The 24,050-nt window shown below is 40.8% G+C and carries 22 protein-coding genes; 14 read left to right on the plus strand and 8 right to left on the minus strand.

The genetic code is table 11. The annotated features are described in order from the left end of the window. Positions 1 to 2,073: 2,073 nt before the first annotated feature. A complete protein-coding gene (locus GVN20_RS21805; RefSeq protein ID WP_166560384.1) occupies positions 2,074 to 2,280 on the minus strand; it encodes a hypothetical protein in 207 nt (68 codons plus the stop codon). 66 nt (positions 2,281 to 2,346) lie between these two features. Next, on the minus strand, positions 2,347 to 2,592 hold the full coding sequence (locus tag GVN20_RS21810; RefSeq protein WP_166560385.1) for a hypothetical protein: 246 nt from the start codon (positions 2,590 to 2,592) through the stop codon (positions 2,347 to 2,349). Positions 2,593 to 3,818: 1,226 nt separating this feature from the next. Here GVN20_RS21810 and GVN20_RS21815 point away from each other — a divergent pair. Further along, on the plus strand, positions 3,819 to 5,006 hold the full coding sequence (locus GVN20_RS21815; protein WP_166560386.1) for a replication initiation protein: 1,188 nt from the start codon (positions 3,819 to 3,821) through the stop codon (positions 5,004 to 5,006). Here the strand turns inward: GVN20_RS21815 and GVN20_RS21820 are convergent, their stop codons facing one another. Continuing rightward, positions 5,007 to 5,888 carry an AraC family transcriptional regulator gene (locus GVN20_RS21820; protein ID WP_166560387.1) on the minus strand — a complete coding sequence of 294 codons (882 nt, stop codon included), beginning with the start codon at positions 5,886 to 5,888 and terminating at the stop codon, positions 5,007 to 5,009. Positions 5,889 to 6,034: 146 nt separating this feature from the next. On the opposite strand from GVN20_RS21820, the gene GVN20_RS21825 reads away from it, so the two are divergent. The 7 genes from GVN20_RS21825 (at position 6,035) to GVN20_RS30165 (ending at position 12,810) form a co-directional block, all read left to right on the plus strand. Next, positions 6,035 to 6,766: a DUF1080 domain-containing protein gene (locus GVN20_RS21825; RefSeq protein WP_166560388.1), complete on the plus strand. Its 732-nt coding sequence runs from the start codon at positions 6,035 to 6,037 to the stop codon at positions 6,764 to 6,766. Beyond that, a complete protein-coding gene (locus tag GVN20_RS21830) occupies positions 6,763 to 8,130 on the plus strand; it encodes a Gfo/Idh/MocA family protein (RefSeq protein ID WP_166560389.1) in 1,368 nt (455 codons plus the stop codon). Before GVN20_RS21825 ends, GVN20_RS21830 begins: the two co-directional genes overlap by 4 nt. A 42-nt stretch (positions 8,131 to 8,172) precedes the next feature. Further along, positions 8,173 to 9,063: a sugar phosphate isomerase/epimerase gene (locus GVN20_RS21835; RefSeq protein WP_166560390.1), complete on the plus strand. Its 891-nt coding sequence runs from the start codon at positions 8,173 to 8,175 to the stop codon at positions 9,061 to 9,063. After that, complete coding sequence (locus GVN20_RS21840; protein WP_166560391.1) at positions 9,060 to 10,337, plus strand: MFS transporter; 1,278 nt, start codon at positions 9,060 to 9,062, stop codon at positions 10,335 to 10,337. The genes GVN20_RS21835 and GVN20_RS21840 overlap by 4 nt, the downstream gene beginning before the upstream one ends. A 13-nt stretch (positions 10,338 to 10,350) precedes the next feature. Continuing rightward, complete coding sequence (locus tag GVN20_RS21845) at positions 10,351 to 11,139, plus strand: phytanoyl-CoA dioxygenase family protein (protein ID WP_166560392.1); 789 nt, start codon at positions 10,351 to 10,353, stop codon at positions 11,137 to 11,139. A gap of 396 nt (positions 11,140 to 11,535) precedes the next feature. Then, a complete protein-coding gene (locus GVN20_RS21850) occupies positions 11,536 to 12,345 on the plus strand; it encodes a sugar phosphate isomerase/epimerase (protein WP_206023342.1) in 810 nt (269 codons plus the stop codon). Between the two features lie 309 nt (positions 12,346 to 12,654). Further along, positions 12,655 to 12,810 carry an FGGY-family carbohydrate kinase gene (locus GVN20_RS30165; RefSeq protein WP_166560412.1) on the plus strand — a complete coding sequence of 52 codons (156 nt, stop codon included), beginning with the start codon at positions 12,655 to 12,657 and terminating at the stop codon, positions 12,808 to 12,810. A gap of 641 nt (positions 12,811 to 13,451) precedes the next feature. Here GVN20_RS30165 and GVN20_RS21860 read toward each other — a convergent pair. From GVN20_RS21860 to GVN20_RS21880, 5 genes are all read right to left on the minus strand, one after another. After that, a complete protein-coding gene (locus tag GVN20_RS21860; RefSeq protein WP_166560393.1) occupies positions 13,452 to 14,081 on the minus strand; it encodes a hypothetical protein in 630 nt (209 codons plus the stop codon). Positions 14,082 to 14,102: 21 nt separating this feature from the next. After that, positions 14,103 to 14,759: a hypothetical protein gene (locus tag GVN20_RS21865; RefSeq protein ID WP_166560394.1), complete on the minus strand. Its 657-nt coding sequence runs from the start codon at positions 14,757 to 14,759 to the stop codon at positions 14,103 to 14,105. Between the two features lie 220 nt (positions 14,760 to 14,979). Further along, positions 14,980 to 15,492 (minus strand): hypothetical protein, encoded by a 513-nt coding sequence (locus GVN20_RS21870; RefSeq protein WP_166560395.1) that lies wholly within the window; start codon positions 15,490 to 15,492, stop codon positions 14,980 to 14,982. A 31-nt stretch (positions 15,493 to 15,523) separates the two neighbouring features. Next, complete coding sequence (locus GVN20_RS21875) at positions 15,524 to 16,213, minus strand: hypothetical protein (RefSeq protein WP_166560396.1); 690 nt, start codon at positions 16,211 to 16,213, stop codon at positions 15,524 to 15,526. An 84-nt stretch (positions 16,214 to 16,297) separates the two neighbouring features. After that, positions 16,298 to 16,876, minus strand: a complete 579-nt coding sequence (locus GVN20_RS21880) for a Crp/Fnr family transcriptional regulator (RefSeq protein ID WP_166560397.1) — start codon at positions 16,874 to 16,876, stop codon at positions 16,298 to 16,300. Between the two features lie 387 nt (positions 16,877 to 17,263). On the opposite strand from GVN20_RS21880, the gene GVN20_RS21885 reads away from it, so the two are divergent. The 6 genes from GVN20_RS21885 (at position 17,264) to GVN20_RS21910 (ending at position 23,978) form a co-directional block, all read left to right on the plus strand. Continuing rightward, positions 17,264 to 17,536 carry a LytTR family transcriptional regulator DNA-binding domain-containing protein gene (locus tag GVN20_RS21885; RefSeq protein WP_229599147.1) on the plus strand — a complete coding sequence of 91 codons (273 nt, stop codon included), beginning with the start codon at positions 17,264 to 17,266 and terminating at the stop codon, positions 17,534 to 17,536. A 427-nt stretch (positions 17,537 to 17,963) separates the two neighbouring features. Next, entirely contained in the window at positions 17,964 to 18,737 is a 774-nt protein-coding gene (locus GVN20_RS21890) for a sensor histidine kinase (RefSeq protein WP_229599148.1), read from the plus strand. Then, complete coding sequence (locus GVN20_RS21895) at positions 18,734 to 19,498, plus strand: LytTR family DNA-binding domain-containing protein (protein ID WP_166560400.1); 765 nt, start codon at positions 18,734 to 18,736, stop codon at positions 19,496 to 19,498. Before GVN20_RS21890 ends, GVN20_RS21895 begins: the two co-directional genes overlap by 4 nt. 123 nt (positions 19,499 to 19,621) lie before the next feature. Further along, positions 19,622 to 21,931, plus strand: coding sequence for a TonB-dependent receptor (locus tag GVN20_RS21900; RefSeq protein ID WP_166560401.1), 2,310 nt, complete (start codon positions 19,622 to 19,624; stop codon positions 21,929 to 21,931). Positions 21,932 to 21,975: 44 nt separating this feature from the next. Beyond that, positions 21,976 to 22,785, plus strand: a complete 810-nt coding sequence (locus GVN20_RS21905) for a DUF4249 domain-containing protein (RefSeq protein ID WP_166560402.1) — start codon at positions 21,976 to 21,978, stop codon at positions 22,783 to 22,785. A gap of 212 nt (positions 22,786 to 22,997) precedes the next feature. Further along, positions 22,998 to 23,978, plus strand: a complete 981-nt coding sequence (locus GVN20_RS21910) for a TolC family protein (protein ID WP_166560403.1) — start codon at positions 22,998 to 23,000, stop codon at positions 23,976 to 23,978. The last annotated feature ends 72 nt before the right edge of the window (positions 23,979 to 24,050 follow it).

A 24,050-nucleotide genomic window follows, 5' to 3' on the forward strand; every position in this document is an offset into this window, starting at 1 on the left:
TTTTGGGTAATTAGCTTACTATAAAGATACCTAAATATTTAGATATTTAGGTATTTGAACTGATAATCAACCGTTTACCATAGTTTTCTGAATACCATTCGTTTACATTGGATTTTACCCCTTGATTCCTAACTAACGAAGAGCAAAGCAATTAAGCCATGCCTTCGTTCAGGTTTACTTTCCTGACGATCTTTTTGAATCGGATTTTGAAACGGTTTGTGCTTCTTAAATGGTATTGGATCAACTATTGCTACTGTTTCGCTTGCAGCTTCCACTTTGAGATGTTTTGGAAACCAATAAGATAAGAAGGTAGTCAGGGTAATAGCCCAATTAACTTTGTATGCTCTGCCACGTCTCGCACCAACTTCAGAAATGTTAAATCACCTTCCTCAAATTGAAAAGTAGCGGCAAAGTAGTTGCCATTTTGCGTTTTACAGTTAGTTAGTGTTACCTCATAATCATTCTTTTCAGATATGAGAACAAATTTCAAGTCTTCAAATTACTTTCTTTGATAAACGATTTTTCTACGGGCTTCTTTGAAGTTAATGGCACGCCTGCGGGCGACCGTTCGAATTGTTGAACATGATCGTGCTGAGACACAAATCAGCGTTCAAAAAAAAGAACTCAACGGCAGCGGCCAACCGTCCACTGGGAACTCTCTTTACTGTAGAATAATCAACCATTGAAAAGCCGCTATGAAAAAGGTTTAAACGTGAATTCAGTGCCTAAGTCTTCTTTTCCTTCGAGATTGAAACGTCCCGTTTTTCCATCAAAGCTTTATATCTTGGGTCTTCCTTCAATATAAACCATTTTTGGTTTGAGTGTTTCCTCGACTGTGTCTTCATCTACCAACTTTTCAAATAAATCACGGAACAATTCTTAGTTGGGTTTTTGAGTTAAAGTTAAAACCGCTGAAACTGTGGTAGTTTCGGGAGAAATTGCTGTTACTGACATAGTGATATGATTAAAAATGAAATAATATCTTGTCTTTGATTAATCATTAAAAATACGATTTTTAATGATTAAGATGAACACATTTTATTGATAATCAATTAGTTACAAACTAATAACTACCATTCGATTAGCAGTTATAGCTTTCTCCATAATTGCATTTGGATCAAAGAATTTCAAGCCAGACAACTGAATAGAGTAGTGGCTATGTGCGTGTCCAGCTTGAATGTTTTTGGTGCGTTTTGCCTTAAAATGTATTCAATGCGAAGTTGAACATATTTTGAAGGTATCCCCTCGATCCTTTGATCAGGTATAAAGTTGGTGAACTCATAACGTTATAAGTCATTGAGTAACAAACCAGTATCTTATTATTAAAATAGAAAAATATCTAAATATGAAATAACAAAAACTCAATCTCAGATTCAAAAACCAAAAAGGATAAATCAGGATTGATGTCGGGTATGAATTCAAAATCGGGTTTAGCAATCCCAATTCTCAAGTCGGTTTTGTTTTTAATTGCGAATTACCTTCCCAACAAGCCCTTTTCTGAAAACCATATCAATCGTATGACATATAACAGCCCGACGATAGCGGGATGCTTTTAAGATTCTGCAAGTGGCCTTAATCAAAGATTTCGCGACTGTATTCAAATTTTTTAATCTTACATGCCAGATGAATCTAAAAGTCTCGTTTTCGTCATAAAGTACAACTAGTGTTTTTGATTTCTCTGCTTTGGGAAGGGCGCCACTGCGAGCTTCCTGCCTACTTTTTCGGAAATAAATTAACTCCAGTTTAAACACTTTTTTTATAAGGGTAGGTAATCGTATTGTCTTCTTCAGTATTTTATAGTTTATTATCTTAATATAAAGATACTTAAATACTAAAATATCTATTTCATCTTTTTTAAGTAAGTATTAACTTCCACTGACATATTGTTTTGTATTGTCAATAGCCCCCTGATTCCCGATTTTAGTAACTTGATTTTACAAGCTACCTTTTAAAGTATCAGAGAGTTGAGAAAGCCCTAATTATTTTCATATTAAGATAGGTGAATATTAAAATATCTTATTAGTTAAGATACTCAGTCAGCAAACCATGAAACACCCTTACATCAGCATAAAATCAATCTTGCACGCTCATTAAGGTAGATTGATTAAAAAGTGAGTGATTGACCGAATTGTACAGCAGCCAAACATTGGCGGAACTTTCCAACATTCCCTTTTCTAATTCCATTCGTTCTGAGGCGGCCGTTATCAACTTTTTAGGAATACCAACCTTCTGAACAGTTTCGGTTGCTTTTTCCACATCTGCTACCTGCAAATCAGTCATTAAATTGTATACCTTTGAAGTGCTGTTTTCTTTTTTGATTCGAGAAAAAATACCAACCAATCCAACTTAAAACTTTTGAAACCTGTCTAAGTTGAAGCATTTGTTCGAGAAAATCTGGAAGAATTGTTCCTCATCTTTTTGTTCCAACCATTCTTCTAAACCCTTTACCCTGGCATTGGGAGGCATCCGGTTGGTGAGCCAGCGCAAGTAATCATCCAATGAAATAAAATTGCGTGCCCAACCCATCATTTCATTTGAACGGTACGCCGCTGCGGCATATTTGGCGTTAATACAAAACCCGTATAACGGCACTTTTTATTGCTCACATCTCATGGCACTGAATAGTTAAAGGGAGTTTTTGTAGGAGTTCGTAAAAGTTAATTGCTTGTGAATCGTGTCATTACCAGTTTTGCCGAATATTAGCGAATCGTGCAGGACAATCCCAACGGTGCGCCGCTGCGCTCGAAAACTCACCCTGTAACCTGTACCGAACACTAAGTTCATAGTCAAGACCTAAACACACGTCGGAAATGGACTTAATCAGAGAATTGGGAATCGGGGAGTAGCTTTTGCTTTATAGTTTTCGGGCAAAAGACTTTCTAAAGCTAGGGTTTTAACAGGGAAGCATATTTTATCCCAGTTTGTCGATATTTATCTGCATTTTTTGATGATTTATTCATTATGATAGGCGTTTAAGTGTTTATTTACAAATCAAAAATAAGCACTTATATTGAGGGTCATAAGCAGTTAACATACTGTAAATCAGAATATTAATTCCATTTTTTATTTATAAGTTTCCCATTTTATTTTTATGTTAAGAATGTATATCTATTCATGTTTATCAATAAATAAAAATATTTATTGATAAAGGTTAATGTTTAGTTGGGCTTATTATAACTAAATGTTTAGTTATAATAAGCCTAATAATGAATCCAAATAAATTTTATTATTTCCACATTGATTAAGAAAATAATAAGAAAAAACAAAAAAGTGCTTTTTTAAATACTTTTTTAAGAAAGGTTTTTAAATACTTTTTTAAATACTTTTTTAGGAGCCCTGAAAACGACTGTAATTAATTGATATTTAATACTTTATAGAAAAGGAAATGTATATTCATTCATGTATAAATGTATATTCATTCATGTATAAATGTATATTGAGTCATGTATAAATGTATGCTGAGTCATGTGTTAATGTATGCTGAGTCATGTATAAACCTAAAACTGATAAAATGTATATTCATTCATGTGTGGATAACTTCGTATTGTACTGATATTCAAATGATTAGATAGTATTTATTGTTGATAACTCAGCATAAAATGTATATTCATTCATGTAATCTGAAGTTACTGAAACCTGATAATGTAAATTGATACAAGGTAATATACATTATTGTTCATAATGTATACTCATTCATTATATGATTGAGTGTAATGTATTGATAATCAGTGTGTTTTAGGAGTTATAATGTAAATAAATTTTGAGTCCATTTACTTTTTTTCTATGTTTGCCTGAATTCTATATCAAATGGGCTCGTTATGGCAAAGAAGACCAATTCGGAATACATAGAAGACTTACAGAATAATTCCGATGTGGTCATTCTGAATAACCCTATTGCTACGCCTACCTTTATACGTCAGCTTTCAAAAAGTAAAAAAGCCGAAATTAACGAAGTATATACACCCAAACTGTTTTACGAAATTGCTTCAAGGCTTAAGCCATCAGATTTAGAAAATCTGAGTCGAAACTCTAATATCGTGCTGACACTCGAAATCAAAGATTTCCTCAAAAGCATCCAAACGACCAATACCTCTGGCTATTCGTACCTTATCGACTCCATCAAAATGTTACAAACTACGCTGGTGGAATGGGTGGAAGGACGTGAAACTATCATCGTACCGATTATTTCGCAAAGTGTGCATAAGCACGATTCGGGAAAAATAGATCTCTACATTTCGCATGACTTGGCGAAGCAAATTTTGCAGGTAAAAGAGACCGAAAACTTCAGCTTTTTCAAAAAAAACGTATTTGCGCTGCAAACCACCCGGTCCATTAAGCTATTCCCTTTTTTCAGCAGTTGGAAAAACTACGGCCGTCCAATTGATGTAGATTTAAAATCTTTTAAAGAAAAGCTGGGATTTAATAAAGCGGTTTACTCACGGTTTTCTTCCCTGAGAAAAAACGTAATTGACCCCGCTATTCATGAGATAAACGAGAAAACTGATCTGTTTGTAAAATATGAATTGCTTGGTAATAATCTGGATTCTAAGAAACCGCGAGTAACGGGCATACGGTTTTGGGTGTGGGAAAAGAAGAATTTAAAGGTATTGGAAGAAAAGAAAGCCAAACAGGGTAGGGGAGAAGCTATTACAGATGTGGACAAATACATTGAACAGGTAACCGCCGATTATAAAACCCGTCTGCGAAAACATGCGGATGAATTTTACGACCGTCTTTTGAGTAATGCAGCCAATAAGATTTATTATGGTGAATTAGTTGCCAAATTTCAAGGTACAGCCCTGATCAATCAGTTTAACATGATTACTGATATGGAATGGATGATGAAAGAATTCTTCCGTATGTTTCCTTTCCATGCCGAATCGCTACGTTCACTTTCTGCAATTCGATCGCACATTGAAGTAACGGAAGAAGAATCTAAACAGCGGGGATTTTTACTTTATTTTGAATTAGATGAAGGGTTTGGTTTACGGGTTACTAAGTTATAATTATAATTTTTGCGGTTTACCTGCTACTTTTTGGCGAAACTCAAACGGCGTTTGCCCTTTCACTTTTTTAAAAATATGGATAAAATGGGAGACATTCTCAAAACCTACATTAAAACCGATTTGAGTTACGGAATCTCTGCTTTTACTAAGTAACTCGCAGGCATAACGAATGCGCAGATTAGTAATGTATTGATTCAGGGTTTGACCGGTTTGAGCTTTAAAGAAGCGACAGAAAGCCGATTCTTGCATACTTCCCAATTCTGCCACTGCCTGTAAAGAAATTGGTTCGGTAAAATGTTCCAACAAATGAGCTATTACCTTATTCATTCGTTCGTTGTTTTTAGTAAGTGTCGAAATAGGTATGTAATTGGGAGAAATCACTTTTGTATCTTTAGACTTGGCTATGGTATCCAGGATACCAACCCACAGCATCAACTGCTCAAATCCTTCTTTTTCAGGTAACAGATGTAATTGCTGGGCTACTTTAATGCGCAGTGGTTCGAGAAGTTTTAACCCGTAAACAGCCCGTTCAAAAAGAGCTTCTATGTGTTTGGTTTCCGGTAGTTTGAAAAACCGGTCTCCCGCAAAATCTTCTGGAAATCGTACGATAATTGCTTCTGCCGGGGGCGAGGCGGTATTCTGAGACAGGGAAACGTCATTTTTCCAGTAATGCGGTAAGTTCTTACCCAAAAGCACGATTTCGCCGCTTTCAAAACGCTCGACACTTTGCCCGATGAAGCGGGTTCCTGTACTGTTGACAATAAAATTGAGTTCAAGTTCAGGATGGAAATGCCACGGGTTTGTAAAATAAGGTAATTTTTCGTGTCGGATGTCAAACGAGCGGTAAGTTGTTTGGGGAACAGTCAGCAAATCTGGACGCATTTGTTTTTAGAGCTTTATTTGTTACAATTTTTGCTGTAATAAAAAATATTAATAACGTTTTGCAAATATTGCGATATTTTTTGCAAAAATATCATTAGAAAAATGATGATATATGTTAGAATTTTGCAAGAACAAACAACCCTATTATGTATCGCTTATCGCTTGTCTTCCTCAAGGTGTGGCTTTTAGTATCCTGTCACTGCAATGCTCAGGTCGCAAATACACTCACTCAATCCGAAAAAAAGTTGGGCTGGGTGTTACTGTTTGATGGAAAAACGACTGCTGGGTGGCGGGGAGCATACAGCAGCGTGTTTCCGAAGCATGGCTGGGTTGTAAAAAACGGGGAACTGCGGGGAGAACTTTCGGATGGAGCAGAATCAGGGGATGCAGGAGACATTGTTACACTTAAAAAGTACCGAAATTTTGAGCTGGTTTTTGATTGGAAGCTCGGCAAAGGCGGAAACTCCGGCGTGAAGTATTTTATTGAAGAACGCAGGCCCAAACCCGAAAAAGGCTCGCAGGCCGGCTATGAATACCAACTCATTGACGATGCCGATTATATCTACAATGGAAAGCCCTTGCCGCAAGACCTCAAAACGGCTTCTATTTATGATGTTATGGCTGCAAAAAAGCCGGACACAAAAGTGGAAGTGTGGCACTCTTCCCGAATCGTGGTAAAGGACAATCATATACAACATTGGCTCGACGGACAAAAAGTGTTGGATATTGACCGAAACACGGAGGCGTTCAAACAGGGTGTTCAGGACAGTAAATTCAAGGATTATCAGGGTTTTGCTTCGATTCCCGAAGGATATATTTTACTGCAGGACCACGGACACAGCGTTGCATTCAAAAACATTAAATTGAAAGAAATATGAACCGTCGAAATTTTCTTAAAAATACCAGTTTGGCAACAGCATCCGTCGGATTGCCTACCATAGTTCCCGCCTCGGTCTTTGGGAAAAATGCTCCTTCCAACCGAATTACCGTTGGCCTGATCGGTACCGGTCGGCAGGGCTACGGACAAAATTTACAGGGCGCCGAACAGAAAAGCCTTGGGGTAAAAATCCCCGGTCTGCTGGATATTGCCGATGCCCAAATCGTAGCGGCCTGTGACGTGGACAGTTGGCGACTTGATAAGGCAAAAACAACTATTGAAGCGCATTATGCCAAAAACACACCCAGCGGCAAGTACAAAGGTTGCACCGCCTACGAGGATTTTCGGGAAATCATTGCTCGCAAAGACATTGATGCCGTCATGATTTCGACACCGGATTATTGGCACGTGCCGATGGGCATTTTGGCGGCCAAAGCCAAAAAACACATCAGTTGCGAAAAACCCCTCAGTATGAGTGTTCACCAGGGACGTGAGCTGGTAGACGCCCTCAAAAAATACGGGGTGGTGAATCGGACCGACAGTGAGTTTCGCTCCATACGTCCGCAAAATCTGGCGGTAGAATTGGTACGAAACGGCAGAATCGGAAAATTGCAGAAAATCGAAATCGTGTTTCCGTCGGATCCGACCCCCGTACCTTCACAGGCAGATATGCCGATTCCGAAAGAACTCAATTATGATCTGTGGCTTGGGCCCATGCAATACGTGCCTTATACCGATATGCGGGTGCATACCCCGTATGATATCCTCAAACGCCCCAATTGGATGCGGGTAGATACCTATGCCCAGGGAATGATCGCCAACTGGGGAGCGCACTATTTTGACATGGCGCAGTGGGCCAACAACAGCGAATATTCGGGACCTGTCGAAGTGGAAGGCAAAGGAGAATTTCCCAAAAGCCTTTGGAATACAATGATCAATTTTCAGATAACGTATCGTTACGCCAACGGCGTAGAAATGACTTGCCTGCAAAGCCCCACGAGCATACCAGGCATCAAATACGTCGGCTCTGAAGGATGGATTCACATAGAAAATTATCCGGGTAAATTGACGGCTAGTAACCCTAAAATGTTGGATTCAAAACCTACGGGCAGCGAGTTGGATCTATCCAAAACACTGTGGGATAAAACAGATTTTATTGAAGCGGTAAAAGCAAACCGCAAAACCCTGGAGCCCATTGAAGTAGGCCACCGTACGATTTCGATTTCGCAAATCGGTTTGATCGCCTGTCAGGTTGGAGCGGGGGAGAAGTTGAAATGGAATCCTGAAAAAGAGCTTTTTGAGGGAAATAACTACGCCAATGCTTTGTTGGCGGCTCCGTTGGCCAGAAAACAGTGGGTAATGTAAATGGTGTCCGGTAAATAGATAATTAGTTTAACTAAGCCAATCATGAGACTGATAACGATCGCATTTTGCGCACTTTGGACCAGTATCGCCAACGGTTCTTTTGCCCAAAAAGTTAAAAATGATTTTTTTACCCTACACAACATCATTCGGGGCGACAGCACTTACAATACCTTTGATAAGCAGGTAGAATTGGTCAAAAAAGCGGGATTTGATGGCATTGAAATCAACCAAACGCAAAGTTTTGAAGGGATGAAGGCGGCATTGGATAAACACCGATTTACGAGTTCTTATTTTTACGTGCGGATGGAACTGAAGGAACCGTATATGGATAAGCGTTTGGAAGAATATATACAGCAACTCAAAGGCAGTAAAACCATTATTGCCCCGTTTATCATTGCCGATGCGGCCCGTTTCAAACCCTCGTCGCACGGAGCGGATACGCTGGTGGTAAGAGTAATTACTCAGTTGAGCGATTGGGCACAGGCGGCAGGGCTTCAAGTTGCTATATATCCGCATTACAGTTTTTACGTTGAGCGCACCGATCATGCCTTGGCATTGATAAAGCAAATAAATCGTAAAAATGTAGGACTCACTTTTAATCTGTGCCATTGGCTGGCAACAACCGCCGCCCCCGAACGTATGCAACTCAAATCCCATCTGAAAGAACTCAGACCGTACCTAAAAATGATGACCGTTTGCGGAGCAAAAGATATCATGACTCAGCAGAAAACCATTTGGGATGACTATATTTTACCGCTTGGCATGGGTAGTTTTGATACTTACGGGTTACTTAAATACATGGTCAGAGATCTGAGATTCAAAGGACCGATCGGTGTACAGTGTTACAACATCAAAGGTGACAAACCACAGCTTGTTCAAAATACTATCACGGTTTGGAAAGGATATAAATCACGTTTGGAAGAAGAGAAATGAAGACAGCCACTGAAATGTCGCTCAGCCAGAAACCTACACTGATGCGTTGGTGGGTATGTGTTTTGCTTTTTTTTGCCACAACCATCAATTACGTTGACCGTCAGGTTCTGGCTATTTTAGCACCTCAGTTGCAAAGCGAAATCGGTTGGTCGGAAATCGAATACGGCTACATCGTTACGGCTTTTCAGCTTTCATATGCCGTCGGGTTATTGATGGCGGGGAAGCTGATTGATTTCCTTGGTACGAAAAGAGGATTCATACTCTCCATCGTTGTGTGGTCGTTGGCCGCTATGAGCCACGCTTTGGCGCGCACGGCTACAGGTTTTGGGTTGGCCAGGTTAGCACTAGGTGTTGGAGAATCGGGCAATTTCCCTGCGGCAATCAAAACCATCGCTGAGTGGTTTCCCCGCAAAGAGAGGGCTTTGGCAACGGGTATTTTTAATTCGGGCTCTAACATCGGGGCAATCGTTGCTCCCTTAACAGTACCGGTCATTGCGCTCAATTTCGGTTGGCAGTGGGCCTTTATACTGACGGGTGTGCTGGGTTTTGTTTGGTTGTTTTTCTGGGTCAGAATGGTACGCAGTCCCGATGAACATTCAGGGGTTAACGCTGCTGAATTGGCTTTGATAAAAGCAGATACCGATACCAACCTCGAAAAACCGGCGTCCCTTCTGCAAATCATCCGTACGAGGAAGGTTTGGGCAATCGCTGTCGGAAAGTTTATGACCGATCCTATCTGGTGGTTTTTTCTGTATTGGTTGCCCAAATTTCTCAATACGACCTATGGCTTACAGCTGGATAAAATAGGTTTGCCGCTCATTACCGCCTATTTGATTGCCGACGTGGGCAGCATTGGCGGTGGCTGGCTTTCGTCCAAGTTCCTTCAAATGGGTTGGAGCGTCAACACCGCCCGAAAAACCACGCTACTCATTTGTGCAATACTCGTTGTGCCCATCTATTGGGTATCGGGTATGGCCGATTTGTGGCCTGCCGTTTTACTGATTGGCTTGGGTATGGCTGCCCACACGGGATGGTCGGCCAATATGTACACCTTGGCAACCGATTTTTTTCCAAAAAAAGACGTGGGAACCGTCGTTGGATTTATCGGTATGGCGGGTGCCGTCGGCGGGATGCTGATGGCCTCCGCCACTGGACATTTGCTCGAAGCTACGGGAAGTTATAAAAGCCTTTTTGTTATTGCCGCTTCCATGTACGGGGTTGCCCTGCTGATTATCCATTTATTAGTTCCCGATATTGACGCTGTAAAATCTTAAAACCAATCATAACATGAAGTTTACCAAAGAACACCTCGAAGCCTACAACCGTGACGGATACGTGGTGGTACGCAATTTCTTCACCCTAGAGGAGGTAGATTTGCTGTATAAAATAGCCATTGATGACAACGTCATGAGTAAAAAAAGCTATGACCGAACGGATGCCTCGGGCCTGAAAACAAAACTGGCCCTGTGGTATTCACTCGACGACAGTTTGTACAGCAAATTTGCCAGGTCGGAGCGTATTGTGAATGGTGTTGAACAAATTTTGGGCGGAAAAGCAGCGCATTATCATTCTAAACTGATGCAGAAAGAACCAAAAACAGGCGGAGCATGGGAATGGCACCAAGATTATGGCTACTGGTACAAAAATAACGGCTTTTTATTCCCCGATATGCTCAGTGTTTTGACTGCCCTTACCCCTGCAACCAAAGAGAACGGATGTTTGCAGATGATTCGGGGGTCACACAAAATGGGACGGGTTGAGCACGGTTTTGCGGGAGAACAGGTTGGGGCTGACATGGAAAAAGTAAACGAAGCTCTTAAAATTATGCCGCTGGACTATTTGGAGATGGCAGCAGGTGATACGGCTTTTTTTCATTGCAATACCCTGCACGCTTCGGCTGCTAACTTATCGGACAATCCTCGTTGGTCAATTATTACAGCTTACAACTTGGCAAGTAATAAACCTTACAAAGATGTTCATACGAGCAGCTACACTCCGATTGAACCTTTTGCTGGCAATTTACTTGAAGAGAAAGTGGTAAGTATTACCGACGATGCCGAATTTTTGGTAAAATAGATAGATTTTTCAGCAGGTTTACGATTGCGTATGTCGGCATCAGATCAGCTGATTTTTGCCCAAATAGTGGCAAATAATGCTTAATTAGACGAAGATTGGTATTATTTAGATGGATACCTTTGTATAAAAAAGGTGCAAAAGACGGGAAATGAAGAGCGAATACCCGTTTCTGTACTTGTAAGAACCGAGTTACTATGTTGATTTTTGATAGGTAAGAAATAGATGAAGTGTATCAAAATCAGATGGTCAACTGACCACCTGATTTTTTAACGCTTTTGGGCATACAGAACAGAATAAATGATGAAGCGCAGAAACCTACTTAAATCATTGGGAGCAAGTGTGGCAATTCTGCCTTTTCAATCAAAAAGTGAATATTTACTCAACAATAAAAATAGCATGAACATTAAGTTTTACGCCCCTGCCTGGGGCAACACGTTACCGTTTGATACGTTCTGTAAAAATGTAAAAGAGGCAGGCTATGATGGAGTGGAAATGGCCCTGCCATTTGAAGCAAAAGAAAAACAGGAAATTCTGAGTACATTCAAAAAATACAACCTCGAATTCATCGGGCAATATTTTCAATCGTTTGAAAGGGATCATGACAGTCACGCCGAAAACTACGAGAAATACCTCCGAAACCTGATTGCAGCCAAACCCGTATTTGTAAATTGCCAAACGGGAAAAGACTATTTCAGTTTTGAGCAAAACAAGCACTTATTTGATCTGGCAGCCCGCATTTCAAAGGAAATGGGCGTCAGAATCATCCACGAAACCCATCGCGGCAAGAGTCTCTTTGCGGCGCATATCGCACAGAATTACTTTAAGAAAATTCCTGATCTGCGAATTTGTCTGGATATTTCACATTGGTGCAATGTCCACGAATCTTTACTGGCTGACCAGCATGAAGCCGTTGAACTTGCCATTACCCGTGCCGATCACATTCACACCCGAATTGGCCATCCCGAAGGACCTCAAGTAAATGACCCAAGAGCCCCCGAATGGAAAGATACCCTTGACACCCATTTGAAATGGTGGGATAAAATAGTGGAAATCCATCAAAAAAATAACACGCCGTTGACCATGACTACGGAATTCGGTCCCGCAACTTATATGCCTGTGTTGCCTTATACGCAGCAGCCGGTGGGGAACCAGTGGGAAATCAACGTATTTATGATGAATATGCTTAAAAAACGTTACCAAGGATAAGAGCTATAAATAAAATATGGCAAAGGAACTGCGGGTAATCATCGAACGAATGGTAGAAATAAACGATGATACTTTCGAAATCATTGCTCCCTTGTTCATCCGTAAAAAACTAAAACGGAAACAACACAGCCTTCTTCGTTCATGTTTCATCCTTTTTTGCATTGTTCCAATATGCAGCCTAACGCTCGGGCCAGTTTTTACGGCTTAGCAGGCTGGCATACCAAAGCTGATATGATGCGTGCTGTGTATGAGGGAATTGTGTTTGGGCATTTAAGCCAGGTCGAAAAATAGACAAAAGCGGGTGTTGAAATCAAGTCAATTCGCCTGACTTGTAGTGGCTCCCGCAACCCTGTACTGGCGCTGCTGTTTGCCGATATATTAAACACTGACATTGAAATCCCGTCCAATGCCGAAACGGGCATATGGGAGGCTGAAATGGCGGCAGGTGTTGGCAAAGGTATTTAACAACTATGTCGAAGGCATCATTAAAAGTGTGGTGACCAATAGGGCATATTATCCAAATTTAATTATACTGCTTATTAAAATGAAAAATTCAGGTTTTATCAAAAATTAGTTGAACAATCAAAACACTTATGGAACGATTTAATTGTGTTTTAGCTGCTTATTTTGATAAATCTTGTTTAATAACAGTCTGTTATAATTAAATAATAATGTTAGAAATTATGCAAAATAGGTTTTTTAAGTTTTATTTATAAACCATTGAAAATTAGCAATTTTATAAACAAAACGGCCTTTAAATTTGTATAACATAAATAATCCGAGAAAATTATAACTTGGAATACTTCGCAGCAGCGGCCGCTCAAAACGACAGCAATCAGGCGGCATCTGCTGTCCCAACAAATGAGGATAACTTAGCGATAGGATGTGCCATCGGAGCGCCACATTAAAGTGTATTACAATCGTATTCGCAGTCATTTGGCTTTTAATTATCAAAGCCCAGAAAAATTTGAACTAAGGGTACCATCAAAATCAATTAATAAACCTGCACAGTAAAATGTCCGTCGTTTGAAGATTGCCCCAGAATACAAGTCTTCAAGTTCTATGGCAATGATGCCGCTCCGTGGATTATCTGCATTTTTGTGATTTCAAAAGGATAAAATTACGTTGCCGCCAAATTGCCCGGTTTGAAATTTTACGCTTTCTTTCACGCCGTTAACCGTTCCGTTTCTGTTGGCATTTTCGTACTGCAATTCAAGGCTCAGTGCGGTCTTTTTGAAAGGAATAGTATAGCCGATTCCACCCGTTAAAGAAGTACCGATAGCATATTGATGTTGGTACTCATTAGCGGTTTCGTTGAGTCTTTTGGAGGTAAATTGACCAAATCCAAAACTTCCTGATACAAACAAACCTTTATTGAAGGATCGGCTCAGAAGAAAATACTTAGAAGCAATGGCCAAATTATAGTAATTAAACACGTATTTGCTGCCATTGTCGCCATTGGAAGGAGACCCAAATGTGCCATGAATTTTAGATCCTATTCCCAAACCTTTCCAACTTTCGGGCGAAACATAAAATGCCATCATCAAATTGTTACCAATGCCCGGTTCAAAACCTCCGCCCAATGCGTTTTTTAAGGCGGCTTTGGTTTTAGTGTTAATAATTGCCTGACCTGCCCCCAGGCCTATTTCACTGTAAATACGTAATTTTTGAGATTGGGCAATGCTGTACTGAACGGTCAGCAACAATGCTGACACAACGAAGAGATTAGTTTTCATTGTATTTAGAAATTAGATTGTTTAAAAAATGATGCCTAAATTCAAACTGACGTGGTGGTTGATGTATTTTAAAGGGTAGGTATTGCCCGTTACGTAAGCGTTTTTGCTTGAATATTCGTAATCAATGTCGATGTTGAGGGCCCATTTACTGTTTTTAAAGGGGATGGCGTAGCCTAATCCGCCTGAGTAGGAAAATCCATTGGCGTTTTGAAACACATAAGTGTTGGTTTTACCGTATTTCATGCGTTCGGTGCCTGGGCCATAACCAACATTAGCTTTGAAGGAAAAACCTTCATTGAATTTTTTGGTGACGAAAAAATCCTTGATTCCGATGCCGACACTGTAGTAATTATACGAATAGGTTTCGTTGTCTCCTCCCTGATTGGGACGCGCCACGAAGCCTTTGATACCTGTTCCGATTCCCAAGCCCGAAAATGATTTGGGGGCGTAATAGTAAAAGGTAGAGAAAGAAAACCCGTCATTTCGACCATATCCACGATTGTCGTTAAGGGTTTCCTTTTCGCCAAGCACTCCTCTCAAAAAAGTATTGCCGTAGCCAACATTGACAGCGCCGTAAACGGGCAGTTTTTTCTTGGGTTCGTTGGATTCCTGTGCGATTGTCAACTGCGAACTGAGACAGGCAAGAGTTACGGTAAGAATTGTGATGAATGTTTTCATTTTTTTAAGGGAGCAAAGTATATACTGGGAGAACTGTTATTTATCGTTTTTTTGAGCAAAAGTTTACAAATACCGATGCTCTTAATTTGTTGTTGTAAAAATCGCCTGAGGGGTTTGCATAAGTAGTCCAGTCTTGAACCGTTAAATAATGGACGCCAATGCCCCATTGTAAACCATTTATCCGAGTAGGAAACAAAACCCTGATACCAAACTCCGTCATTCAGGCAAAAGCGGCATCTTTGCCTTCAAAAAGCTCGTTTTCCCATTCACTCACTCTTCGTCCATCGGGGGTTTTTCGGTCGTTACCTGCCAGATAAAATCCAGCACCGATGGAGCCGATATTTACTGGAAAGTCAATTTCAACGTTTGATTTCGGTAATGTGAACGATGGCGCAATCATTAACCCGAAAGCACCGTAGTCGGCTCTTAAATCTATTGAACTCTTACCTTTATACGTCACCCCTGTCGGTAATTTAGTATTGACTGTATAACGGTTGATCGGGCCGCTTCTTCCGTAGTTGAAATAACCCACTTTTAAATGGCCTTTGAATAACTTTATCCCCATTAAAAAACCAACTGCCAGACCGTTATGACCCGTTAAGAACATGGTGCTGTATTCTGGGCTTACAAACCAACCTATCTTTATTTTATTTGGGTTTGAAGACACTGCATCATGAGCAATTGCAATAAAAACCGTGAATAGTAAAACCAGAGTAATGAATATTTTTTTCATGATTATCAAAGATTTAAATGTTGAATTTTTGTTAAAATGTCGGATCTAATTGGGGAGATAAACTCTTCTGGTTTTTGTTCAGTGCGAAGCGAAGTCCCGCTTGTAATGACCAATTAAATTTCTGAGAGTCGCCCGAAGCACCCGCTGCAGGGCCTGCATTGACTTTGAGCATTAAAATGGATTTTTGCGATAATTGGTAACCTACATTTGCAAAAATGTTGGTGATATTATTCTCAAAAATAAACTGAGGCTTCAATTCAAATAAGTTAGGAAGGGTTACCCCCGATTGAAGGTTGATCTTTTCAGAAAATGCTAAACTGACCTGTAATCCTGGCTCTAAATGGAGTCCCACCGAAGTATTATCTTTCAGCACTTTTTCAGTTGCCAGATTTTTATCAATCCCTTGAAAGCGAACCCCAACTCTTGAGTAAAAATCAAGTCGTAATTTCTGATATTCATAAAATCTGATGGAAAACGGAAAACTTAGCGTAGTACTCAGTCCCTCATCAATTACTTTGGCGCCAATAAAACGGTACCTGACCGAACTCGTTTGAAGCTCGATACCCGCTCTGAATTTTTCGGAGAATTGCTTCCTCAATGCCAGATTTAGAGAAACCTTATCCTGATTGGATGTTCCGATGCTGCCATCTAAGGAGGTTTGTGCATTGGCGGTGCAGACTCCTGCCAATGCGATTGTGACAGTCAAAAGGATTATTTTCATTTTGTAACGAATTATGATGATTTATAATTTACGTTACAAAGGTCAGGTGCTGGATTTGGCTAAACGTTAACCTGGGTTAAGAAATCAAGTGTTATTCATAATTCTTTTACGAATTCGGCTTAATGAGGGCGGTTTTATGCCCAAATAAGATGCGATGTAGTGTTGAGGCACCCGTTCAATCACTTTTGGCCTTTCTTTCATCAGCCTCAAATATCTTTCTTCGGCACTTTGCTGGGTTAGCAACTCGGTTCTGTTTCGTAAGCCCAAAAATGCGTTCTCGGCCATGATTCGGCCAAATTTCTCAAACTTTGGAATGGTGATATAAAGGTTAAGCAATTCACTTTTGGGAAGCAATATCAGTTCGGTGGGTTCTAAGGCATCAATGTTTTGTTTGGAAGGTTTTTGCAGCAAAAAACTTTCGTAGTCGGTGTACCACCCGTTTTCAAAGAAGAACTGACCGGTGATTTCCTCACCGTCCACATTATGGAAATACCGCAAACACCCTTTTTTGATAAAGTATGCGTATCTGCAAATGTCCCCTTCGGCAATCAGGACTTCTCTTCGTTTCAGTTTTTGCGATTGCAGGCAACCCAAAAAAATATCAAACTCCTCGTTGGTCAGGCCAATTAAGTGTTGTAGATGTGGAAAGAGCGACTGTTGCATACTGGTTTTTTTTGAACTAATATACATTCAAAATACTAAAAACGGGGATATATTGAGTTGTAACCTGAATTTTTAGGTTCCTGCCGATTGGAATATGTAAAAATCATAAAAAATTTCATTCGTTTTTTTAAAATCTCAACTCAAAACTGGCGTACCGCCCTACTAAAAAAGAGGTGGATTCGCTGAGTTTTTAAAGCGGTACCGACGATATGGATCATTCCACTTCTTCCAATTTCAACGGCGGCGGGCCATTCGGCGGCTCGGACTTTGTATTACAAATTTAGACCTAAACCGCCAAAACACCGAACCTGGCTCTAAGTGCCTGCGGATGCCTATTTTTTTGTACACTAAGAATTCCGTGAAATCAAAATTTATCACCTCGAAGTATTGTACATCGAAAGACTGAAAGATTATGTGAAAATATACCTGATCGGTCAGCCCGCCAAACCCATCATGACCCGGATGAATGTAAAGGCCATTGAAGCAAAACTCGACCCGAACTGGTTTTGCTGGTGGCATCAATCCTACAAAGTACCGCTCAGCTGGATAATTTCCTTTCAAAAGACCAGAATAGTGCTGGGCAGGTTGGAAATCCTCGTCGGGGGGCGCTATGCCGAGGCGTTTTTGCTGAAATACAGGGGAGAAAAGAAGTCCCGATAAGCTGCTGCCTGCTTACAGCGGAAATAGGTCTTTTTGTAATAAACGTCTTTGGGGTTAAATATCCCGAAAATGATGCCTGTCAGGACAATAATGGTCCGTTTGACTGGTCACTTTGTCCATTTCAGCTTCTAAATCATGAAGTGTTGTGTTAGTTTGTATAGATTTGTTACAGGAAATCTGTTCACTAACCAACATGAAACAAAGACTGCTTCTTTACGCTTTTATTTCCACTCCCATTTTCGCAATCTATGCAGTGAGTCACCCGTTGATTTTTGGCGTGCTTCCGTTTAAAGTACTGCTTCTTCCTTTTTTGGGTATAAATATCAATGTATTTGTTACCTGGCTTATAAATATCTATTTGACGCTAAACTTTTCTCATTTATCTATATGGAGGAAGGTCTCGTTTAGTTATGCCGGTATTATTTTGATGCAAGGAATTATAGGTGGAATACAATACTTTTTTTTCACAGAGAAAGATATTTTTGTACCAAAGGTGGCGGTTAGTTTTCTGGACAATAAATTTCTATATGCTATTCTTACTTCTTCGGCAATTAATGTCATTATTATTATTATTTGTCAAGCCACAGAAGCCTCTTATCGCCGCAACCAGGCTGAACTCAAAGCCAAAGAAATCGAACTCCTACACAGCGAAGCGCAGAAAAAACTATTGGTGCAGCAGTTGCATCCGCATTTTTTGTTCAATGCCCTTAGTGTCCTCAAATCGTTGATTGGAGAAAACACTGCCCAAGCTGAAGAATATACCGTTAAACTGGCCGATTTTTTGCGGTATTCGGTGCAGTCACGCCAAAATGAAGTCGTTACACTGGCTGACGAATTACGTTTTGTAAACGATTTTGTAGCACTCCAAAAAGTGCGGTTTGAAAACAGCTTTATGTATGTGGTAGCTCTTTCTGATGAAGTGTTGAAGCATAACGTTCCCATTTTCGCGCTGCAAACGCTGGTTGAAAATGCCTTCAAGCATAATTATTTTACAGTGCAAAAGCCATTGATTATCAAGATTTCCTGCCATGATAACTCAATTACGATTTGGAACAACAAAATGCCAGTCAAAACCGCTGATCTTACCCAAACAGGGTTGGCTAATCTTAACATCCGCTACGAACTTATTGCAGGTAAGGGCATTGAAATAAACGAAGGAACTGATTTTTTTGAAGTAAGAATACCACTGATAAATTCATGAGAATTCTGATCATTGAAGATGAAAAACTGACGGCCAAAGACTTGGCGCGGACTATTGCGGGCCATGACCCCGATGTCGAGATTGTGGCTATGCTGTCTTCGGTGGAAGAGAGCATAGCTTTCTTCCAGACCTCCCCGCCGATTGACCTTATTTTTTCGGACATACAACTTGGCGATGGCCTTAGTTTTGAAATTTTTGAAAAGACCCAAAACCAAACGCCCGTCATTTTCTGTACGGCTTTTAACGAGTATGCGCTCGAAGCCTTCAAAACCGTCGGTATTGACTATCTGCTCAAACCTTTTTCGAAAGCAACCGTGGGTAAAGCTTTAGAAAAATACCAACTGCTCAAAGAAAGATTAAACCCACCCAAAGACGAAATGAAAGGGCTGATGAACCTGTTGAAAGCGCAACTGCAACCTCATAAAACTCCGTCGGTCATCATTCAGCAGGGAGATAAAATCATTCCATTGGACACGGCACAGGTAGCATTGTTTGCAGTAGAAAACGACGGGGTTTTTGCCTATACGTTCGATCAACGTAAATGGCTGTTGTCGCAGACCTTAGACCATCTGGAGCATAGTTTATCGCCAGCTTTTTTTCGGGCCAATCGGCAGTATTTGGTCAATCGGCGGGCGGTCAAAGATGCTTCGCAGCACTTCAACCGCAAAATAGCAATCAATCTGACGGTTCCGTTTACGGAACAGATTGTGATAGGCAAACTCAAGGTAACGGCGTTTGTAGAATGGTTGGCCAATAATTGAATCTCCCCCCGTCCACTTCACGGCTCATTTTGTCCATTTCGTCGGCAGCCTACTTCTCTAAATTGTAGTTTTGGTTGAGTTTTGAATCGAAATAAAGATTTAAAATTAAACGAAGACCAAAAAATGGCAAAATTGAAATTTATTGTTTTCTGCGTTCTGATGAGCAGTTTCAGGCTTTTGGCACAGGAGAAATTTACGATAAGTGGCACCCTCAGAGATAAGGCTTCGGGCGAAGAACTCATCGGAGCAACAGTGGTCGTGAAAGAGATCCCAAATACCGGCAAAGCTGCCAACGAGTACGGCTTTTATTCCATCACCTTACCCAAAGGAAGTTACACGCTCAAAGGAACATATATTGGTTATGAAGAAATGACTAAAACCGTCAATTTAGATAAAAATCTAAAAATTGATTGGGAATTGGAAAGTGGCAAAATGCTGCAGGAGGTGGTGGTAAAAACGACCAAAGAAGATGACAACATTACCAAAACTTCCATGGGTACCGAGAAGTTGGACATTAAGGAAATAGCCAAATTGCCAGTGATTTTCGGAGAAAAAGATGTGTTGAAAACCATCCAATTGCTGCCCGGCGTTAAATCAGCGGGGGAAGGGAACAGCGGTTTTTTTGTACGGGGAGGTGCGGCTGACCAGAACCTCATTTTACTCGATGAGGCTCCCGTTTACAATGCTTCGCATTTGCTTGGTTTTTTCAGTACGTTCAACTCCGATGCTATCAAAGACGCTACCATCATCAAAGGGAACAGCCCGGCCAATTACGGCGGCAGATTGTCTTCGGTGCTGGATGTGCGCATGCGGGAAGGCAACGACAAAGTGTTTCAGACTTCAGGCGGTATCGGTGTGATCAGCAGTCGCTTGGCAATAGAAGGACCCATTCAAAACGAAAAATCATCGTTTATGATTTCGGGCCGCAGGACGTATGCCGATATGTTTTTGAAGGCATCCCCTGATTTCAGCGACACACAATTGTATTTCTACGACCTCAATGCCAAAGCAAATTATCGCATCAACGAAAATAATCGAGTGTATGTGTCAGGGTATTTTGGTCGCGATAGATTGGGTTTTGGCGATGCACTCGGCATTGATTGGGGAAACAAAACGGGTACCCTGCGCTGGAACAGCATCATTAACTCAAAATGGTTCTCAAATACCTCACTGATCTACAGCGATTACAGCTATGAATTTAAGGTTTCGGGGGGCGATAACAGCTTTGTCAATCAATCAAAAATCAGGGATTGGAATTTGAAGCAGGAGTTTCAGTATTTCCCGAGTCCCAAAAATTCGTGGAGATTTGGGTTTAACACCATTCATCACACCATTACGCCGGGTAGTTTGATCAATGAAACCAATGCCAACGAAAACGACATAAAAGAGGACAGAAAGGCTTTGGAAAATGCTGTTTATGTCCAAAATACGTATTCAGTTTCGTCCAATTTCAGCATGGATTATGGCCTGCGGCTTTCGTCCTGGAGTATTTTGGGAAGAACTACCTACAATATCTATGACAGAGACGTAAAAACCGACTCAGTCGTTTTGGGGGAGGGTGCCTTTGGAAAGACCTACTTCAATGTTGAGCCGCGATTGGCCTTTAACTTTATTTTGAACGAAAAAAGCAGCTTGAAGGCAGGCTATGCCCGCAATACCCAAAACCTCCATTTGTTGAGCAACTCCACCAGTTCCAATCCAACCGATCAATGGATCGGCAGCAGTTACAATATCAAGCCCGGTATATCGGACCAGATAAGCTTGGGGTATTTTCGCAATTTTGCTCAAAACAACTACGAATTCAGCGCAGAAACGTATTACAAGGCCCTTCAAAACCAAGTAGATTATAAAAACGGGGCCGATGTTCAAACCGCCCCCGATGTGGAAAGTGAATTGCTTTACGGCAAAGGGAGAGCGTATGGACTGGAATTATTACTGAAAAAGAAGTCTGGTAAATTTACAGGCTGGGTAAGCTATACACTTTCAAAAACAGAACGACTGATTGACGGCATCAATGAAGGCAATTGGTACTCGGCACGACAGGACCGTACACATGATCTGGCCATCGTAGGGATGTACCAACTAAGCCCTCGCTGGTCGTTATCTGGCAATTTTATCTATTACACAGGCGATGCGGTTACGTTTCCGAGTGGTAAATACGAAGTGGCAGGCAATACAGCGTTCTATTACACCGAACGCAACGCCTCACGTATGCCCAACTACCATCGCTTGGATTTGAGTGCTACCTACGAAAAACCAAGAAAAGGCAGGTACCAGACTTCATGGAATTTTTCTTTATATAATGCCTATGGCCGACAAAATGCCTACACGATTTCCTTTGAAGATGATGAAAACGACCCCTCTCGCACCCGAGCTGTACAGACTTCACTTTTCAGATGGGTACCGAGTGTTACGTACAACTTTAAATTTTAAAACAGCAGCAATCTACGGGAAACAATTTTAAACCATTCAAGAAAATGAAAACCAATAAAATAGCTTCCATCTTACTTTCCCTAACGGGGGCATGGGGACTTTTCTCCTGCGAAAAGGAAATTACTTTAGACCTCAATTCGGTCAATGCCAAATATGTAATCGAAGGTGAAATTACGCCAAACCAAAAAGCAACGGTCAGGGTTATTAAAACCGTCGATTTTACCGAACCCAATGATTTTCCATTGGTGAAGGGGGCAAACGTAAGCCTTTCGGATGGCAGCGGCAATACCGAGAAGTTGGTAGAAACTGGTGAAGGGGTATATCAATCGCAAAAGATTGTGGGCTTCGAAGGTAAAACGTATAGTCTTACCGTTATGGCCGAAGGCAACACATTTACGGCTCAAACTACGATGCCAACCAATGTAAAATTAACGGGAATAAAAGTACAAAAGAGCTCTTTTTCGCCTCCCGGAAGTACCGCTGAAAACTACATCATCTACCCACAATTTATAGACCCTGCTGCCTTTGGCAATAGCTATCGGTTTATACAAACCCGAAATGAAGAAAAATATAAATCAATCATTGTTGCAAACGATAACATTGGCAATGGACTGCCTAATTCAAGGCCGATTTTGAGTCCAGACTTTGAAATCGTACTCGGTGATAATGTTACCTTAGAAATGCACTGCATTGATAAACCAATCTACGATTATTTCTTTTCGCTCAACTCAGTGCAGGGGAACGGCCCAGGAGGAGGCACCATTCCTACCAACCCTGTCACTAATATCAAAGGCGGCGCTTTGGGATATTTTTCGGCTCACACCCAACAGAAGATAAGTATAGAAGTAAAATGAACAATTGATTTAAAGGCCTTGATTTTTGATTGAGGTCTTTTTTCAAATCTTTTCGTGTCCACTTCAAACCCTATTTGTCCATTTCAGGTCCACACTCATTTCATAAGCTACTGATTTGAAGAAACTTTGAATCAGATACAGGACAATTCTTACTGAGCATAACACTTCGATTTTAAAAGCAGTTTGACACAATGAAAAAATTAATTTTGATAATGTCATTTATATTCAGCCATTTGGAGCAGATCAAGGCACAAAAAAGATTCGATAACTTAGAAGCTTTATTAGCATATTCAGATACCAAAAGTATCTCTGTTCAATCTAACCATATTCGTGTTTTACAAGCAAAAAAAACAAAATTAGCCGCCAAATTGGCCATAGCCGACCCCGTGGCTAGCATCAGCGGTAATTTTACCAACAACACTCGCCTGCCCGTCAATCTATTTCCCGCCGAGATTTTTGGTGGTCAAAAAGGGGAGTTTCGAGAAGTGCAAACGGGCGTGCAGTACAACACGGCATCCAACCAAAATCTGGACATTAAGCTACTCAATTTTGAAGGCTGGCAAAACTATAAACTGTCAGATATTAACATTCAGATTTCGGAAACAGAGAGCAGGCTGAACCTCAAAAATCTACACGAAAACATGGCCGCTGTCTATTACAACATCATCCAACTCAATGCGCAATTGGAAAGCACCCAACAAAATCTATTGGTGGCCGATACGCTGCTGCAGGTGGCCGAGAACAAATACAAACAGGGCATCGTCAAGCAACAGGACGTAAACGACAGCCGAGTGAATAGGCTCAATATCAAGGAAAACATCAACCAAATTCAGCATTTGCTCAAACAAAACTACCTCTCATTGAAAATCCTGGCCGACATTCCAGATGCCGAAGAGGTTGAGATTACAGAAAAAGTTGCGATCAATTTCCCCATTACAAAACAAGACGTTCAACTCAACGACCTACTGATTCAGAGCAATCTGTTGAAAGAAAAGTATGCCTTGGAGTATATCGACAAAGCCAGGAAAAGCATGTATCCAACCTTGTCTTTTGTGGCCGGAAATTCCTTCAACCAATATAACAATGATTTTACGCTTTTTGGCGGGAAGTGGATCACCAGCAACTACGTTGGCATGAAACTCAACTTTGCCTTGCCCAATGCCAATACTATCAGTAACCGAACAAAAGTGTAAAATGATGCAGAAGGGAGCCACCGAATGATGGCAAAGTAGTCCAAGTGTGGATAAGTTCAGAGCGATAAAAAT

It is taken from the genome of Runella sp. CRIBMP (assembly GCF_009905605.1).
Lineage (GTDB): Bacteria > Bacteroidota > Bacteroidia > Cytophagales > Spirosomataceae > Runella.

Bases quoted from the DNA above. Each gene is read 5' to 3' on its own strand.
- GVN20_RS21805 (WP_166560384.1), bottom strand. From the start codon at position 2,280: ATGACTGATTTGCAGGTAGCAGATGTGGAAAAAGCAACCGAAACTGTT.
- GVN20_RS21815 (WP_166560386.1), top strand. From the start codon at position 3,819: ATGGCAAAGAAGACCAATTCGGAATACATAGAAGACTTACAGAATAAT.
- GVN20_RS21820 (WP_166560387.1), bottom strand. From the start codon at position 5,888: ATGCGTCCAGATTTGCTGACTGTTCCCCAAACAACTTACCGCTCGTTT.
- GVN20_RS21825 (WP_166560388.1), top strand. From the start codon at position 6,035: ATGTATCGCTTATCGCTTGTCTTCCTCAAGGTGTGGCTTTTAGTATCC.
- GVN20_RS21830 (WP_166560389.1), top strand. From the start codon at position 6,763: ATGAACCGTCGAAATTTTCTTAAAAATACCAGTTTGGCAACAGCATCC.
- GVN20_RS21835 (WP_166560390.1), top strand. From the start codon at position 8,173: ATGAGACTGATAACGATCGCATTTTGCGCACTTTGGACCAGTATCGCC.
- GVN20_RS21840 (WP_166560391.1), top strand. From the start codon at position 9,060: ATGAAGACAGCCACTGAAATGTCGCTCAGCCAGAAACCTACACTGATG.
- GVN20_RS21845 (WP_166560392.1), top strand. From the start codon at position 10,351: ATGAAGTTTACCAAAGAACACCTCGAAGCCTACAACCGTGACGGATAC.
- GVN20_RS21850 (WP_206023342.1), top strand. From the start codon at position 11,536: ATGAACATTAAGTTTTACGCCCCTGCCTGGGGCAACACGTTACCGTTT.
- GVN20_RS21860 (WP_166560393.1), bottom strand. From the start codon at position 14,081: ATGAAAACTAATCTCTTCGTTGTGTCAGCATTGTTGCTGACCGTTCAG.
- GVN20_RS21865 (WP_166560394.1), bottom strand. From the start codon at position 14,759: ATGAAAACATTCATCACAATTCTTACCGTAACTCTTGCCTGTCTCAGT.
- GVN20_RS21870 (WP_166560395.1), bottom strand. From the start codon at position 15,492: ATGAAAAAAATATTCATTACTCTGGTTTTACTATTCACGGTTTTTATT.
- GVN20_RS21875 (WP_166560396.1), bottom strand. From the start codon at position 16,213: ATGAAAATAATCCTTTTGACTGTCACAATCGCATTGGCAGGAGTCTGC.
- GVN20_RS21880 (WP_166560397.1), bottom strand. From the start codon at position 16,876: ATGCAACAGTCGCTCTTTCCACATCTACAACACTTAATTGGCCTGACC.
- GVN20_RS21890 (WP_229599148.1), top strand. From the start codon at position 17,964: ATGCAAGGAATTATAGGTGGAATACAATACTTTTTTTTCACAGAGAAA.
- GVN20_RS21895 (WP_166560400.1), top strand. From the start codon at position 18,734: ATGAGAATTCTGATCATTGAAGATGAAAAACTGACGGCCAAAGACTTG.
- GVN20_RS21900 (WP_166560401.1), top strand. From the start codon at position 19,622: ATGGCAAAATTGAAATTTATTGTTTTCTGCGTTCTGATGAGCAGTTTC.
- GVN20_RS21905 (WP_166560402.1), top strand. From the start codon at position 21,976: ATGAAAACCAATAAAATAGCTTCCATCTTACTTTCCCTAACGGGGGCA.
- GVN20_RS21910 (WP_166560403.1), top strand. From the start codon at position 22,998: ATGTCATTTATATTCAGCCATTTGGAGCAGATCAAGGCACAAAAAAGA.